This window comes from Sphingomonas pituitosa NBRC 102491 (assembly GCF_001598435.1).
Taxonomy (GTDB): Bacteria; Pseudomonadota; Alphaproteobacteria; order Sphingomonadales; family Sphingomonadaceae; genus Sphingomonas; species Sphingomonas pituitosa.
In genome coordinates this window covers 1-13,869 of the sequence record NZ_BCYY01000006.1, presented here as the reverse complement: position 1 = coordinate 13,869, position 13,869 = coordinate 1, and the positions used below count along the sequence as shown (strand labels likewise).

The window sequence follows — 13,869 nt, the reverse complement described above, 5'->3', positions numbered from 1 at the left end:
GAGGATGATGCAAGCGATGTTCCTGCGGGCGGCGGCGCTGTGCGCGCTGGTCACCAGCGGCGCTGCCGCGATGGCGCAGACCCGGTGGCCGAGTGGTGCCAAGGCGGCCGTGGTGCTCACCTATGACGACGCGCTGGCCTCGCAGCTCGACCATGTCGTGCCCGCGCTGGATGCCGCGCGATTCAAGGCCACTTTCTTCCTCGCCAATGTCCAGCAGGCGCAGGTGAATCGCTGGCGCAAGGTGGCCGCGGGCGGGCACGAACTCGCCAACCACACGATCTTCCATCCCTGCAGCAAGGCCAGCTATCCGGCCGATCCGCGCTATGTGAGCGAGGCCTATACCCCTGCCAGCATGCTCCGGGAAATCGAGCAGCAGAACACCCTGTTGCAGGCACTGGACGGCAAGGAGCACCACGGCTTTGCGACCCCCTGCGGCCAGACCCTCGCGGGCGGCACCGACTATCTGGAGGAGCTGCGCAAGGCGAACCTCGTCACCTATGTGCGCGGCGTGGTGGATAGGCCCGAAGACGCGCGGGCGAACGTGGCGCTACTGGATCCCATGCACGTTCCCGCGCGCGGCTTCGGTGAGGGCGCGACGGCAGAGGAGATGATCGCCTATGTTCGCGAAGCCGAGCAGGGTGGCGGCTGGGCAGTGCTCCTGTTCCACGGCGTCGGCGGGGATTATCTGGCGGTGCCGGATGCCGAGCATCGCAAGTTCGTCGCGTGGTTGGCGGTGCATCGCGGCGAACTATGGGTGACGACGCTGCAGGGCGCGCTCGACTGGGCCAAGGCGCACCCGTGACGGTTGCCGCGGCGGAGCGACCCGTGGGTGTTTGATTGCCGCATTTTCCGAGCGGTTGACCGTAAACGGTCACCTTGAAAATACTCTCTAGGGTTTCTCGCCGCGGGGCAGGCCCAGCGCGGACCAAGGGATGACCGCCCAGTCCGGCCCATCGCAGGCGCGCTGCACGCGGGCGAAATAGGCGCCCAGCCACAGCCCCTTCTCGGACAGAGCCCAGCTTGGGAAATCCCAAACCTCGGGATCCGAATAATCGCAGTCGTCTTCGTCGCCCGCGGCCGGGGCGGTCATCTCGTCGGGGTGGTGGCGTTTGAGCAGGGCCACCACGCCGGGGGCGAAGCGCTTGCTGCGGTAGTTGTACCAGGCGTCGCTGTCTTCCGCCGGAACAGGGTCCGGCCCGAAGTGCAGCAGATCGTCGAGCTTCAGTTCGCGGCCGGTCCGCATGTCATAGCTGGTTCCGGCCGTGCCGAAGTCCGGATGGGCGGTGCCGGCGCAGCTCCAGCTCGCGTTCCAGACATAGCTGAGGTGCCGCGCGCCCAGCCACGGCTTTCCGGCCTCCGCCGTATCGGTGCCGGGAGCTCCATCGAACCCGGTGCAGGCGAACCACGCCGACACATTCTCCCACTGGCTGCGGGCAAGGGCGTGATTGACCGCGGCCATGGCCGGCGCCGCATAGCCGCTTTCGAGCCGGAACAGCCGGATGCCGGAGAGGGGCTCGCGATACCAGCGGACCGTCCGGCCGTTGATCGTCTCCGCCTGCTGCGGCGTGAACTTCAGCCCAGCGAGGTGCCAGCGTTCATAGGTGCTCAGCTTGGGCGGTAGATCGGCGGGCAGATCGGCAGGCGTGCCGGCGGCGTGAAGGCTGACAGGCAGGCGCCGGGCCTTTGCCGTGGTCAGCGTGCCATCAAGGGCCGTGCCGCGCCGCGTCAGGTGCAGCTTGTCGCCGGTCGTGCGCGATTCGAGATCGAGCGTCTGACCCTGCACCGAGCCCGAAAGATCGATGTCCAGCCTGGACGACAAGTAGAAATACTGGCCGGAGACGTCGCTTTTGTCCTCGCTCAGCGTCATCACGACGCGCGCGGTGCCGACGACCCCTTGATATAGCTGATCCGGGCCGGCCGAGGCGGCGGCAGGCACGAGGGCGAGGGCGAGGATCACCGGCGCAAGGTAACGGACGCGGGGCATCGGCACCGGTTCAGGCGGCGCGCCGTCGCGGCGCTATGCTGGCGGACACGCTATTCCTCCGTCCGCAGCAGCACCGCTTCACCGATCATCAGGAACAGCAGGAACGGCGCCCAGGCGGCAAGGAAGGGCGGGTAGGCGCCGAGATTGCCCATCGCCAGCGCGAAATTGTCCGCCACGAAATAGAGGAAGCCCAGCGCCATCCCGATCACGACGCGGACGAACAGCTTGCCCGAGCGGGCGAGGCCGAACGCCGACACGCCGCCCAGCAGCGGCATCAGGAAGGCCGAGAGCGGGCCGGACAGCTTGTGCCAGAGCGAGCCTTCAAGGGCCTTGGTCGGGCGACCTGCTGCCTTCAGCTCGCCGATGGCCAGGCGCAGCTCGGAAAAGGAGCTCGAATCGGGATCGACATGGGCAAGTGTGAACTGGTCGGGCCGCACGCCCTCGCCGATCAGGGTGGGGCCCACCGGCGTGAGGGTGCCCGCCGCCACGTCGAACCGCTTCGCGCCGTCGACTCGCCAGCCGCTGCCGGCGCGGACACCGCGCTTGGCGGTGAGGATCGCGGTGAGCGAGCCCCGGGTCCGCTGGTAGACGGTGACGTCATAGAGCTGGGCCGCCTCGCCCTTGCCCTTGATCTGCTGGACGTTGATCAGGTCGCCACTTGCCTGCACCCACACGTTCGCGCGGTCTCCCCGATCGACCGGGAGGGGGGCGAACTCGACCTTCTTCCACTGCTCCAGCGTCGCGGTGGCGCGGCTGACGATGCGGTCGTTGAACGCGAAGGAGAGGCCGGCGACGATCAGACCCGAGATCATCAGCGGCGCCAGCACCTGGTGCGCCGAAAGCCCGCCGGACTTGAGCGCGATGATCTCGCTGTTCTGGTTGAGCTGGGCGAGCGTGAAGATCGCGCCGCCCAGCACCGAATAGGGCAGGAAGGTAGAGACGATCTGCGGCACGCGCAGCGTCACGTAGCGCAGGATCTCGGCGTTGCCGTTGCCGGGATGGGCGAGGATCGCCGCGCTCTCGGTCAGCAGGTCGAGCGAGGTCAGCACCAGCACCAGCGCGCCGAGCAGCGCGAAGGTGCGGAACACGAACAGCCGCGCCATGTACAGCGAGATGGTGGGCGAGGGAAACAGCGCGCCGAAGCTCATCGGGCGGCCTCCGCCTTGCGGCGTCGGCGTTTGCTGCCGGGCAGGAGCCTGCCGATCAGCTTCGCGGTCTTGGAGAACACACGCTCCAGCGCGCCGATCGGCTGCCCGCCGGGCACATAGGCGACGGTGTAGTACATCCAGACGGTAAGCCCCGCGAAGATCGAGAACGGCACCCACAGCGCGAAGATCGGATCGATCCGCCCCAGGCTGCCCACGCCCTGCGCATATTCGTTCACCTTGTGATAGGTGACGATCATCAGGATCGACAGGAACACGCCGAGCATCGAGGTGGAGCGCTTGGGCGGGATCGCCAGCGCCACCGCCAGCATCGGCAGGAGGAACATCGTCGTCACTTCCGCCATGCGATAGTGGAAGGCCGAGCGGCTGGTCTCGCGGTCGATCTCGTTCGCCGATCGGTTGCGGCCGATCACTGCCAGCTCGGGCAGGGTGCGCTCGATGTTGCTGTCGCCGCGCTTGCGGAACTGCTCGTACTTCGGGAGCGGAATCGGCAGATTGTGGGTGGTGAAGGTCAGCACCCGCGGCACCGGCGAGCTCTTGTCGTAATGGACCAGCGTGCCGTTGGTGAGCCGGAAGATGATCGTGTCGGGATCGTCCGAGCGAAGGAACTGGCCCTTCTGCGCGGTCACCGCGAGCGGGGTGCCGTCCTTGTTGGTCATCTCGACGAAAATGCCGCGCAGGTCGCGGCCCTCGTCCTGGCTCGACTCGATGCGCAGCGTCATCTTCGCGCCGAAATTGGTGAACTCGCCGACCTTGATCGAGGCGCCGAGCGCACCCGAGCGCAGCTCGAAGCGAAGCTGCTCGTAATTGTAGCGCGAGGTCGGCTGGACGAAGCCGACGATCGCGAAGTTCACCGCCGCCAGCACGATCGCGTACAGGTACGGCACGCGCAGCAGCCGGGTGTAGCTGACGCCCACCGCGCGGAGCACGTCGAGCTCGGACGAGGTGGCCAGGCGGCGGAAGGCGAGCAGCACGCCCAGCATCAGGCCGATCGGGATGCCGAGGCCGAGATATTCGGGCAGCAGGTTGGCGAGCATGCGCCACACCACGCTCACCGGACCGCCTTCGGTCGCGACGAACTCGAACAGCCGCAGCATGCGATCGAGCACGAGCAGCATCGCGGAGATGATCAGGGTGGAGATCAGCGGCACCGCGATCAGCCGCGCCATGTAGCGATCGATCGAATTCATGCTGTTCGCTGAACGTCCTTCAGAGCTTGATACTTCCGCCACCGAAACGGCAAACAGGCGGAAATGATCCGGTCGCGTATAGCCGTGCTGAACGCCGATGCCACCCGGAAAGTGTCATATCGGCACCGGCAATGTGGCCAAAGAGTCCGTCGGGGGTGACGGAATCGCGGCGAACGTCTATGGGCCCGCGATGCATTTCCTCGATCAAGCCAAGATTTTCGTCCGCTCGGGTGCCGGCGGCCCCGGTGCCGTGAGCTTCCGCCGCGAAAAGTTCATCGAATATGGCGGCCCCGACGGCGGCAATGGCGGCAAGGGCGGCGACATCATTTTCGAAGCCGTCGCAGGCCTGAACACGCTGATCGACTTCCGCTACACCCAGCATTTCCGCGCGCCGCGCGGCAGCGGCGGGTCCGGCTCGAACCGTACCGGCGCAGGCGGCGACGATCTGGTGATCAAGGTGCCGATCGGCACCCAGATCCTGGCCGACGACGACGAGCGCACGCTGCTGGCCGACCTCACCAAGGAAGGCGAGCGCGTGGCCTTCCTGCGCGGTGGCGACGGCGGCCGCGGCAACGCCACCTACAAGACCTCGACCAACCGCGCCCCGCGCCAGCACGGCACCGGCTGGCCGAGCGAGGAAGCCTGGGTCTGGCTGCGGCTCAAGCTGCTGGCCGATGCGGGGCTGGTCGGGCTGCCTAACGCCGGCAAGTCGACCTTCATCAACGCGGTGACCAACGCGCAGGCAAAGGTGGGCGCCTATGCCTTCACCACCACCCGGCCGCAGCTGGGCGTGGTCCGCCACAAGCAGCGCGAGTTCGTGGTCGCCGACATCCCCGGCCTGATCGAAGGCGCGGCCGAGGGCGCGGGCATCGGCGACCGCTTCCTCGGCCATATCGAGCGCTGCCGGGTGCTGCTCCACCTGATCGACGCGAACGACGAGGACGTCGCGACCAGCTACCGCATCGTCCGCGACGAGCTGGAGGCGTACGGCGCCGGCCTGTCCGACAAGCCGGTGGTGATCGCGCTCAACAAGATCGACACGCTCGACGACGAACTGATCGCGGCGCTGTCGGCCGAGCTCGAGGAAGCCAGCGGCGCGCAAGTCATTCCGCTGTCCGGCGCGGCCGGCACCGGCGTCGACTGGGTGCTGGACCAGTTGCTGGAGGCGATCGGCCCGAACGAGAACCGTGCCGCCGACGAAGATTTCGAAGATGGTGAAGAGCCTGTTCAATGGTCGCCGGTCTGACGCATTTCTAGGGCAACCCTTCGCGTCTGGTTCCTTTCGGGAGAGACGCGGATGGGTGCGTTCGGCTGGTTGCGTGGGCTATTTGGCGCGAAGGCGCAGGCGGTTGGCCGGCCCGAGCCACACCGAATCACCACGGTCGCCGAACGCTCGGCCGAGGCGCGCGGCCTGTTCTGGTCGGCGCTGGGGCCGGCGAGCGACCGCATCCTCTCCTCCGCGCCGGCCGGGTCGCTCTGGCCGGGCGGGCACGAGGCCTATCGGCTGATCCACCGCGGCAGCGCCATCCTGCTGGCGACCGACGGCCTGTCCGACCCGTTCGACGCGAGCGCCACCGCGAACGGCTTCGAGATCGAGCTGTTCGTCGAAGGGCCGGGCGAGGGCGCCCCCGCGCAGGTAGCGGGCGATGGCTGGATGCTGGAGGTGCTGCGGCGGGTGGCGGCGATCGTCGCCGAGGAACAGGGCATCCTCCGCCCGCTCGAACGCCACGGGCCGATTCCGCTGGAACTGACCAACGTCTCTGCCTCGGCGGCGATCGCGGCGCGATTGCCCGCGCATTTCCTCACTGCCGACGACGTGCTCGGCGTGATGCTCGGTGGGCCCGAGCCCGATTTCGCCACGCGGATCGAGGATATGCCGCTCTCGCCCGTCCGGGTGGTGCCCGTGGTGCTGCTCACTGCGGCCGAGCTGGGCGAGATCCGCGCGGGCGACAGCGACACGCGCGACGCCGTGCTCGCCCGCCTCACCGCAACCGGCGTCGGCCACTGCAGCGACCTGCAGCGCGAATCGATCGTCTGATCGGCTTGGCAGATGCCGAACCGCACCGCTAAGAGCGCGGCCATGTCCGCGCTCGCCCGCCATGCCGACGCCATCGGCTTCAGCCCGTCCACCTGCGGCCGGCTGGTCGTGAAGGTCGGCTCCTCGCTGCTCGTCGATGCCGAGGGGCAGATCCGGCGCGACTGGCTCGCGGCGCTGGCCGCCGATCTGGGCACCCGGGCGCGCGAGGGGCAGCAGCTCGTCATCGTCTCGTCCGGGGCGATCGCGCTCGGCGCGCGGCGGCTCAAGCTGCCCAAGGGCGGGCGCGCCAGCCTGGAGGACGCGCAGGCCGCCGCCGCCACCGGCCAGATCGCGCTGTCCAGCATCTGGGCCGAACTGCTTCACGACCAGGGCATGACCGCCGCGCAGATCCTGGTGACGCTCGACGATCTCGAGGATCGCCGCCGCTACCTCAACGTCTCGGCGACGCTCGACCGGCTGTTGCGGCTGGGCGTGGTGCCGGTGATCAACGAGAATGATTCGGTCGCGACCGAGGAAATCCGCTTCGGCGACAATGACCGGCTTGCCGCGCGCGTGGCGAGCGCCGCCAATGCCGACGGCGTCGTGCTGCTGTCCGACGTCGACGGGCTCTACACCGCCAATCCGAACACCAACCCCGATGCGCAGCTGATCGAGCTGGTCGACGTGATCGACGAGCGGATCGAGGCGATGGCCGATCGCGGATCGGCCTCGGGCATGGGATCGGGCGGCATGGTCTCGAAGATCGAGGCGGCGCGGATCGCGACCAGTGCCGGCGCGCATCTCGCCATCGCGGACGGGCGCGTCGAGCATCCGCTCGCCCGGCTGGCAGCGACGCGGCGCGGCACCTTGTTCCTCGGCCAGAAGGGTGCCGCGGCGCGCAAGGCGTGGCTGCGCGGCGGGCTTACCGCGAAGGGGGCGATCCATATCGACGACGGCGCCGCGCAGGCGCTGAAGGAAGGGCGCAGCCTGCTCTCGGCCGGGGCGACCCGCGTCGAGGGCCGTTTCGCGCGCGGCGATCTCGTGGTGGTGGTGGGGCCCGACGGCAAGCATCTCGCGCGCGGGCTGGCCGAATATGGCCATGTCGATGCCTCGCGCATCGTCGGGCGGCGGAGCGAGGAGCTGGTCGAGATCCTCGGCTATGCCCCGCGCGCCGCGCTGGTCCATCGCAGCCACATGGCGCTGCTGTGAGCGTGTTCGCCATCACCGGCGGCACCGGCTTCGTCGGATCGCGGCTGATCGACCTGGCGTTGGAAGCAAAGCACCAGGTTCGCGCGCTCACCCGCCGCGACCAGCCGGTGCGCGAGGGCGTTACCTGGGTACGCGGCGACCTCGACGCGACGGCGGCGCTGGTCGAGCTCTGCACGGGGGCGGATGCGGTGATCCACGTCGCCGGCGTGGTGAACGCGCCCGATCGTGACGGCTTCGCCCATGGCAACATCACCGGCACGGCGAACATGCTCGCTGCCACCAAGACAGCCGGCGTGCGGCGCTATGTCCATGTCTCCTCGCTCGCGAGTCGCGAGCCGCAGCTTTCGGCCTATGGCTGGTCCAAGGGGGAGGCGGACACGCTGGTCCGCGACTCGGGGCTCGACTGGACGATCGTCCGCCCGCCGGCGATCTACGGCCCCGGCGATCTGGAGATGCTCGAGCTGTTCCGCGTCGCCCGCTTCGGGCTGGCGCTGCTGCCGCCGGGCGGTCGCATCTCGGTGATCGAAGTGAGCGACCTGGGCCGCCTGCTGCTGGCGCTCGCCGCGAATGAAAGCTTCCCCGGCGCGATCGACCCCGATGACGGCCGGCCAGGGGGCTGGACCCATCCGGATTTCGCACGCGCGATCGGCCGGGCGGTGGGGCGACGCGTGCTGGCGCTGTCGCTGCCGAGGGCGGTGCTGATGGCCGGCGCCTATGTCGATCGGGCGGTGCGTGGGCGCCGCGCCAAGCTCACGCCCGATCGCGTCTCCTATTTCTGCCATCCCGACTGGGTGGCGGACCCGGCGCATCGCGCGCCTGCCAATCTCTGGACGCCGCAGGTGGAAACGCAGCAGGGCCTGGTAGAGACCGCGCGCTGGTACCGGACCAAGGGGCTGCTCTGAGCCCGAACGGCGCTTAGCCATCCTATAAAAGGGGCATGTGGACCGCCCCGATCAAGCTCATCCTCTGGGACCTCGACGACACGCTGTGGCGCGGTACGCTCGCCGACGGCGACGCGGTAGCGCTGTTCGAGGAGCGGGCGGAGATGGTGCGCGCGTTCAACGCGCGCGGCGTGGTCTCCTCGATCTGCTCGAAGAATGACTTCGATGCGGCGCGCAAGCAGCTGGAGGCGTTCGGGCTGTGGGACGAGTTCGTCTTCGCGCACATCGCCTTCACCCCGAAGGCTGACGCGATTCGCGGGATCATCGCCGACATGCAGCTGCGGCCCACGAACGTCCTGTTCATCGACGACAATCCGCACAATCTTGCGGAGGTTCGCCATGCCCTGCCCGAGATCCAGACGCTCGACGCGACCGCCCCCGATGCGGACGAACAGCTCGCCGGCCTCCTCGCGCTGCAGACCGGCACGCGCAGCCGCGTTGCCGAGTATCGCATCCTGGAGGCGAAGAAGCGCGATCGCACCGCCGCCACGGGCCAGTCGAACGAGGCATTCCTGCGCGCCTCGGGCCTGTGCGCCTGCGCCCCGTTCATCATGGACAATCTGGCGTTCGTGCCGCGCATCGCCGAGCTGATCAATCGCGCCAACCAGCTGAATTACACCCAGTCGCGCGTCGACCCTGCCGCGCTCGAACTCGACATCATCAATGTCACCCGACACGATAGCTGGTCGATCTTCGCCTGGGACAAATATGGCCGCTACGGCCTCGTCGGATTCGTGATGTACGACCGAGTCGACCAGCGATTGGTGCACTTCACCTTCTCGTGCCGCGCGATGCACATGGGGCTGGAGGCATATGCGCTGAACAAGATCCGGACGAACTGGCCGGATGCCGATTTCAGCGCGCTCGACGGCAGGTTCAGCCTGGTGACGCCCGACTGGATCGAAGACCATGGCTTCGACGAGCCCGAGGTGCGCGCCGCGATCCGTGCCGAACTGCTTGCGGAGCCGGTCGGCGAAGCCGGGATCCGTATCATGTTCGACTGCCAGTCGGGGGGCATCGCGCATTACAGCCAGTTCCGCCCGGCGATCGAATTCGACAACAATCCGCGCCTGTTCGCGCTGCGGATGATGGAGGATGACAGCTACAAGGCGCAGCACTTCCCGCCGTTCCTCGTCTACGGCGCCACCATCGATTATCTGGACAATCGCTGGCCCGGCAAATGGCACCTGCTGGAACGCGGGGTTTACCAGAAGTGCGTGCTGCGGCTGTGCATCCACCTGATCGAGAACGATCTGCGGATGCTGGTGGTGCTGCCGCCCGAAGACGCGCCGGCCGAGAAATACCGTCTGGGCCTCAACCACTCGCCCGAACGCTGCGGCCTGTTCAATGCCGTCTGGCGGCAGATGGCGCGCGAGAATCCGGGGCGCATTTTCCTTCTCGAAATAGCCGACCTGCTCGACGGGTTCGACGAGATGGCGGACGTCACCCATTTCCACCCCGGCCTGCTGCAGAAGATCGCCGGCCAGATCGACCTGTGGGTGCACGGCGTGCTCACCGCCGGCAGCGGGGACGCGGCGGCGGCGGCCTGACCTTTCGGTCACTGCCCCGCCACGGGCCCGGTTTCGCCGCATTCGCTTGGCACCTGCGACCGATCAATCTAAGGACCGGCCGCATGACTGACCGTGCAGAAATCTTCGACATCGTCGCCGCGCAGATCGAACCCTTCAACAAGAAGGGCGTCGCGCTTTCCGAAACCACCACCTTTGCGGGCGATCTCGAATGGGACAGCCTGACGGTGATGGATTTCGTCGCCGCGATCGAGGACGAGTTCGATATCGTCATCACCATGAACATGCAGGCCGAGATCGAGAATGTCGGCCAGCTGGTCGACGCCGTGCAGAAGCTCAAGGGCTGACCACCATGACCGACCTGATGAGCAAGTTCGACGGCCTGATCGCCGAGCGGCAGGCGCTGCTGGACAGCGGCGTGATCGATCCGTTCGCGATCGTCATGGAGCAGGTGAAATCGCCCACCGAGGCGGTGATCAAGGGCAAGGACACGATCCTGCTCGGCACCTACAACTATATGGGCATGACGTTCGACAAGGACGTGATCCAGGCCGGCAAGGACGCGCTCGACCAGTTCGGTTCGGGCACCAACGGCAGCCGCATGCTCAACGGCACCTTCCGCGACCATATGGAAGTCGAGCAGGCGCTGCGCGACTTCTACGGTGTGTCGGGCGCGATCGTGTTCTCCACCGGCTATATGGCCAATCTGGGCATGATCTCGACGCTGGCCGGCAAGGGCGAGTACATCATCCTCGACGCCGACAGCCATGCCTCGATCTATGACGGCTGCAAGCAGGGCAATGCCGAGATCGTCCGCTTCCGCCACAACGACGTCGCCGATCTCGACAAGCGCCTGGGCCGCCTGCCGGCCGAGGCCGGCAAGCTGGTGGTGCTGGAGGGCGTCTATTCGATGCTCGGCGACATCGCGCCGCTGAAGGAGATGGTCGCCGTCGCCAAGAAGCACGGGGCGATGGTGCTCGTGGACGAGGCCCATTCGATGGGCTTTTTCGGGCCCAACGGCCGCGGCGTGTATGAGGACCAGGGGCTGGAGGCGGACGTCGATTTCGTCGTCGGCACCTTCTCCAAGTCGGTCGGCACCGTCGGCGGCTTCTGCATCTCGAACCATCCGAAGTTCGAAGCGATCCGGCTCGCCTGCCGCGCCTATATCTTCACCGCTTCGCTGCCGCCCAGCGTGGTCGCGACCGCGGCCACCTCGATCCGCAAGCTGGCGACCGCGCACGAAAAGCGCGCGCGGCTGTGGGAGAATGCCCGCACGCTGCATGGCGGCCTCAAGGCGATGGGCTTCAAGCTCGGCACCGAGACGCCCGAAAGCGCGATCGTAGCGGTGATCCTGGAGGACCAGGAGCAGGCGGTGATGATGTGGCAGGCGCTGCTGGAGAACGGCCTGTACGTCAACATGGCACGCCCGCCGGCGACGCCGGCCGGCACCTTCCTGCTGCGCTGTTCGCTCTGCGCCGAGCATCGGCCCGAGCAGATCGAGCGCGTGCTGGGCATGTTCCGCGCGGCGGGGCAGGCCGTCGGGGTGATCGGCTAACCGGCTTTTCACCGTCGTTCCAAACGCCTAGAGTCGGCGCCGGATGAGCGATGCGATCCCGTCTCTAGAGCGTTCGGTTCACGCGAAGAACTGGCGCCTGGTGCTGCTGGCGGCGCTGGCAGTGGCCGGCGTGCTCGTGCTCGGCGCGCTGATTCTGATCCAGCAGCGCACCGATCTCGAGCGCGATCGCGCCATCGCGCTCCAGCAGCACAGCTTCGAAGTGATCCTGCGCGCCAACCAGCTGTCCGGCGGCATCGCCTCGGCCGAGGCGGCGCTGGGGCGCTATGTGGTCAGCGCCGACCGCAATCTCGGCCAGCAATATGCCGATCAATGGGCCAAGGCGGGGGAGCAACTGCAGCGGCTGCGCCAGCTGACCGGCGACAACCCCATGCTGTTCGCGCAGGTCCGCCAGCTTCAGCGCGTGTTCGCCGAGCGCGGCAAGGAACTCGACGCAACCGCGCTCTACACCACCTACAAGCGCAACAGCGATGCCTTCGGCGCCTATTATCAGGTGCGTGAGAGCCCGGCGCGCAAGCAGGTGGAGGCGATCCTCGACAATATCGTCGATCAGGAACGTCGCCTGCTGCGCGATCGCACCCGCGCGGCGGCGCAGCTGATCGAAAACAGCAGCTATGCCTCGCGCGTGCTCAGCGGCTTCGGCCTGGTGATCGCGCTGGGCGCGGTGGTGTTCGGCTGGCTGGCGATCGAGGCGCAGGGCGACCGTGCGCTCGCCGATGCCGATGCCGCCTGGGAGCGCGAGCGCGCCGGCCAGCTGCGCGAGGCGGTCGCCGCCGCCACCGCCCAGCTGCGCGAGGAAGCGCGCGAGCGCGAAGGCGCCGAAGCGAAGCTCCGCCAGGCGCAGAAGATGGACGCGGTGGGCCAGCTCACCGGCGGCATTGCGCATGATTTCAACAATATGCTGGCGGTAGTGCTCGGCGGGGTGGAACTGGCGCGGCGCCAGATCGACAGCGATCCCCGGGAAGCGGCCCGCCACCTCGACAATGCGATGGAGGGCGCCCACCGCGCCGCGGCGCTTACCCGCCAGCTTCTCGCCTTCTCGCGGTCCGAATCGCTTGCGCCCGAGGCCGTCGACGCGGGCGCGCTGATTCGCGGCATGCGCGACCTGCTCGACCGCACCCTGGGCGATGCGATCAGCGTCGAGGCGCAGGATCGCGGCATGGGCTGGCGGATCTGGGTGGATCGGCACCAGCTGGAGAATGCCGTGCTCAACCTCGCGGTTAACGCGCGCGACGCGATGAACGGGCGCGGCACGCTGGTGATCACCACCGGCGAATCGCGGCTGGCGGCGAACGAGGTGGGGCAATGTGCCGCCGGCGACTATGTCTCGGTTGCGGTGCGCGATACCGGCTGCGGCATGATGCCCGAGGTGCTGGAGCGCGTGTTCGAGCCCTTCTTCACCACCAAGCCCGTGGGCAAGGGTACGGGGCTGGGGCTCAGCCAGATCTTCGGCTTCGTCCGCCAGTCTGGCGGGGGCATCGCCATCGAGACGGCGCCCGACGAAGGCACCACCGTGACGCTGTACCTGCCGCGCTACAAGGGCGCGGTGACCGGCGCGTCGGCAGCGCCCGCAAAGATCGACCTGACCGAGGACAAGAGCGGCCAGCGCTACGACATCCTCGTCGTGGAGGATGATCCGCGCGTTCTCGCCGCGACGCTGGCTGCGCTGCGTGAGCTTGGGCATCGTGCCGTCGGCTGTGCCGACCCGCTTGCCGCTCCGACCGCGATCGAGGCGATGGCCGCGCTCGACCTGATCATGACCGACGTGCTGATGCCGGGGCAGACAGGGCCGGAGATGATCGCGGCGATCGAGGCGCAGCTACGCGGCGCGGCAGTGCTGTTCGTCACCGGCTTCACCGGCGAGGCCAGTCCAGAGCAGCTGCGTGACCGGCCGGTGCTGCGCAAGCCGTTCACCGTGGCGGCCCTGTCCCGCGCAGTCCACGAAGCGGTGTCCAGCGAGGCGAAGCGGGTCGCGCAGGCGGCGGAGTAGCGCCACCGCGGCGGCAACGGGCACATGGGAACAGAGTGGCCGTTGTCGCGCAGCTTCACGGGACGGATCGAGATGCCACGGGCGTTACGCCTAGATCCTTCTGCCGCGGTTTCTTTAACGGATAAATAACCATCTAAATTCCGCGACATAAAGAACATGGTAACGATTAGGCCTGCAATGGGGACGGGCAGGGGGCAGTGGCGCCTTGTCTTGGTCGGCAGTTTCGACCCTTGGCCGCAGAAGCGGCTATAGTTCCCAGAAGGAAGTTCC

12 protein-coding genes are annotated in these 13,869 nt (G+C 67.8%); 9 read left to right on the top strand and 3 right to left on the bottom strand.

What is annotated here, in order from left to right; genetic code table 11:
* Positions 1 to 7: 7 nt before the first annotated feature.
* Entirely contained in the window at positions 8 to 802 is a 795-nt protein-coding gene (locus tag SPI01S_RS07015; protein ID WP_066720285.1) for a polysaccharide deacetylase family protein, read from the top strand.
* Positions 803 to 889: 87 nt separating this feature from the next.
* Here SPI01S_RS07015 and SPI01S_RS07010 read toward each other — a convergent pair whose 3' ends face one another.
* The 3 genes from SPI01S_RS07010 to lptF are packed head-to-tail and all read right to left on the bottom strand — an operon-like array spanning position 890 to position 4,340.
* On the bottom strand, positions 890 to 1,984 hold the full coding sequence (locus SPI01S_RS07010; RefSeq protein WP_157084591.1) for a hypothetical protein: 1,095 nt from the start codon (positions 1,982 to 1,984) through the stop codon (positions 890 to 892).
* 50 nt (positions 1,985 to 2,034) lie between these two features.
* Positions 2,035 to 3,132, bottom strand: coding sequence for an LPS export ABC transporter permease LptG (gene lptG / locus SPI01S_RS07005; RefSeq protein WP_066720279.1), 1,098 nt, complete (start codon positions 3,130 to 3,132; stop codon positions 2,035 to 2,037).
* Entirely contained in the window at positions 3,129 to 4,340 is a 1,212-nt protein-coding gene (lptF, locus tag SPI01S_RS07000; protein WP_174539080.1) for an LPS export ABC transporter permease LptF, read from the bottom strand. Before lptF ends, lptG begins: the two co-directional genes overlap by 4 nt.
* Before the next feature lie 190 nt (positions 4,341 to 4,530).
* Between lptF and obgE the strand changes: the two genes are divergently transcribed.
* The 8 genes from obgE (at position 4,531) to SPI01S_RS06960 (ending at position 13,599) form a co-directional block, all read left to right on the top strand.
* Positions 4,531 to 5,586, top strand: coding sequence for a GTPase ObgE (gene obgE, locus SPI01S_RS06995; protein WP_066720276.1), 1,056 nt, complete (start codon positions 4,531 to 4,533; stop codon positions 5,584 to 5,586).
* A 51-nt stretch (positions 5,587 to 5,637) separates the two neighbouring features.
* On the top strand, positions 5,638 to 6,378 hold the full coding sequence (locus SPI01S_RS06990; protein ID WP_066720273.1) for a suppressor of fused domain protein: 741 nt from the start codon (positions 5,638 to 5,640) through the stop codon (positions 6,376 to 6,378).
* Between the two features lie 42 nt (positions 6,379 to 6,420).
* Entirely contained in the window at positions 6,421 to 7,566 is a 1,146-nt protein-coding gene (gene proB / locus SPI01S_RS06985; RefSeq protein ID WP_066720762.1) for a glutamate 5-kinase, read from the top strand.
* Complete coding sequence (locus SPI01S_RS06980; RefSeq protein ID WP_066720270.1) at positions 7,563 to 8,468, top strand: NAD-dependent epimerase/dehydratase family protein; 906 nt, start codon at positions 7,563 to 7,565, stop codon at positions 8,466 to 8,468. Before proB ends, SPI01S_RS06980 begins: the two co-directional genes overlap by 4 nt.
* Positions 8,469 to 8,503: 35 nt before the next feature.
* On the top strand, positions 8,504 to 10,057 hold the full coding sequence (locus tag SPI01S_RS06975) for an HAD-IIIC family phosphatase (protein WP_066720266.1): 1,554 nt from the start codon (positions 8,504 to 8,506) through the stop codon (positions 10,055 to 10,057).
* 83 nt (positions 10,058 to 10,140) lie between these two features.
* Positions 10,141 to 10,383 (top strand): acyl carrier protein, encoded by a 243-nt coding sequence (locus SPI01S_RS06970; RefSeq protein WP_066720263.1) that lies wholly within the window; start codon positions 10,141 to 10,143, stop codon positions 10,381 to 10,383.
* Positions 10,384 to 10,388: 5 nt separating this feature from the next.
* On the top strand, positions 10,389 to 11,591 hold the full coding sequence (gene spt, locus SPI01S_RS06965) for a serine palmitoyltransferase (protein ID WP_066720260.1): 1,203 nt from the start codon (positions 10,389 to 10,391) through the stop codon (positions 11,589 to 11,591).
* 43 nt (positions 11,592 to 11,634) lie between these two features.
* Positions 11,635 to 13,599, top strand: coding sequence for an ATP-binding protein (locus tag SPI01S_RS06960; RefSeq protein WP_066720256.1), 1,965 nt, complete (start codon positions 11,635 to 11,637; stop codon positions 13,597 to 13,599).
* Positions 13,600 to 13,869 lie beyond the last annotated feature (270 nt).

What these genes read in the sequence shown, in the direction of transcription:
- SPI01S_RS07015 (WP_066720285.1), top strand. Translation starts at nt 8, where the DNA reads ATGCAAGCGATGTTCCTGCGGGCGGCGGCGCTGTGCGCGCTGGTCACC.
- SPI01S_RS07010 (WP_157084591.1), bottom strand. Translation starts at nt 1,984, where the DNA reads ATGCCCCGCGTCCGTTACCTTGCGCCGGTGATCCTCGCCCTCGCCCTC.
- lptG (WP_066720279.1), bottom strand. Translation starts at nt 3,132, where the DNA reads ATGAGCTTCGGCGCGCTGTTTCCCTCGCCCACCATCTCGCTGTACATG.
- lptF (WP_174539080.1), bottom strand. Translation starts at nt 4,340, where the DNA reads ATGAATTCGATCGATCGCTACATGGCGCGGCTGATCGCGGTGCCGCTG.
- obgE (WP_066720276.1), top strand. Translation starts at nt 4,531, where the DNA reads ATGCATTTCCTCGATCAAGCCAAGATTTTCGTCCGCTCGGGTGCCGGC.
- SPI01S_RS06990 (WP_066720273.1), top strand. Translation starts at nt 5,638, where the DNA reads ATGGGTGCGTTCGGCTGGTTGCGTGGGCTATTTGGCGCGAAGGCGCAG.
- proB (WP_066720762.1), top strand. Translation starts at nt 6,421, where the DNA reads ATGTCCGCGCTCGCCCGCCATGCCGACGCCATCGGCTTCAGCCCGTCC.
- SPI01S_RS06975 (WP_066720266.1), top strand. Translation starts at nt 8,504, where the DNA reads ATGTGGACCGCCCCGATCAAGCTCATCCTCTGGGACCTCGACGACACG.
- SPI01S_RS06970 (WP_066720263.1), top strand. Translation starts at nt 10,141, where the DNA reads ATGACTGACCGTGCAGAAATCTTCGACATCGTCGCCGCGCAGATCGAA.
- spt (WP_066720260.1), top strand. Translation starts at nt 10,389, where the DNA reads ATGACCGACCTGATGAGCAAGTTCGACGGCCTGATCGCCGAGCGGCAG.
- SPI01S_RS06960 (WP_066720256.1), top strand. Translation starts at nt 11,635, where the DNA reads ATGAGCGATGCGATCCCGTCTCTAGAGCGTTCGGTTCACGCGAAGAAC.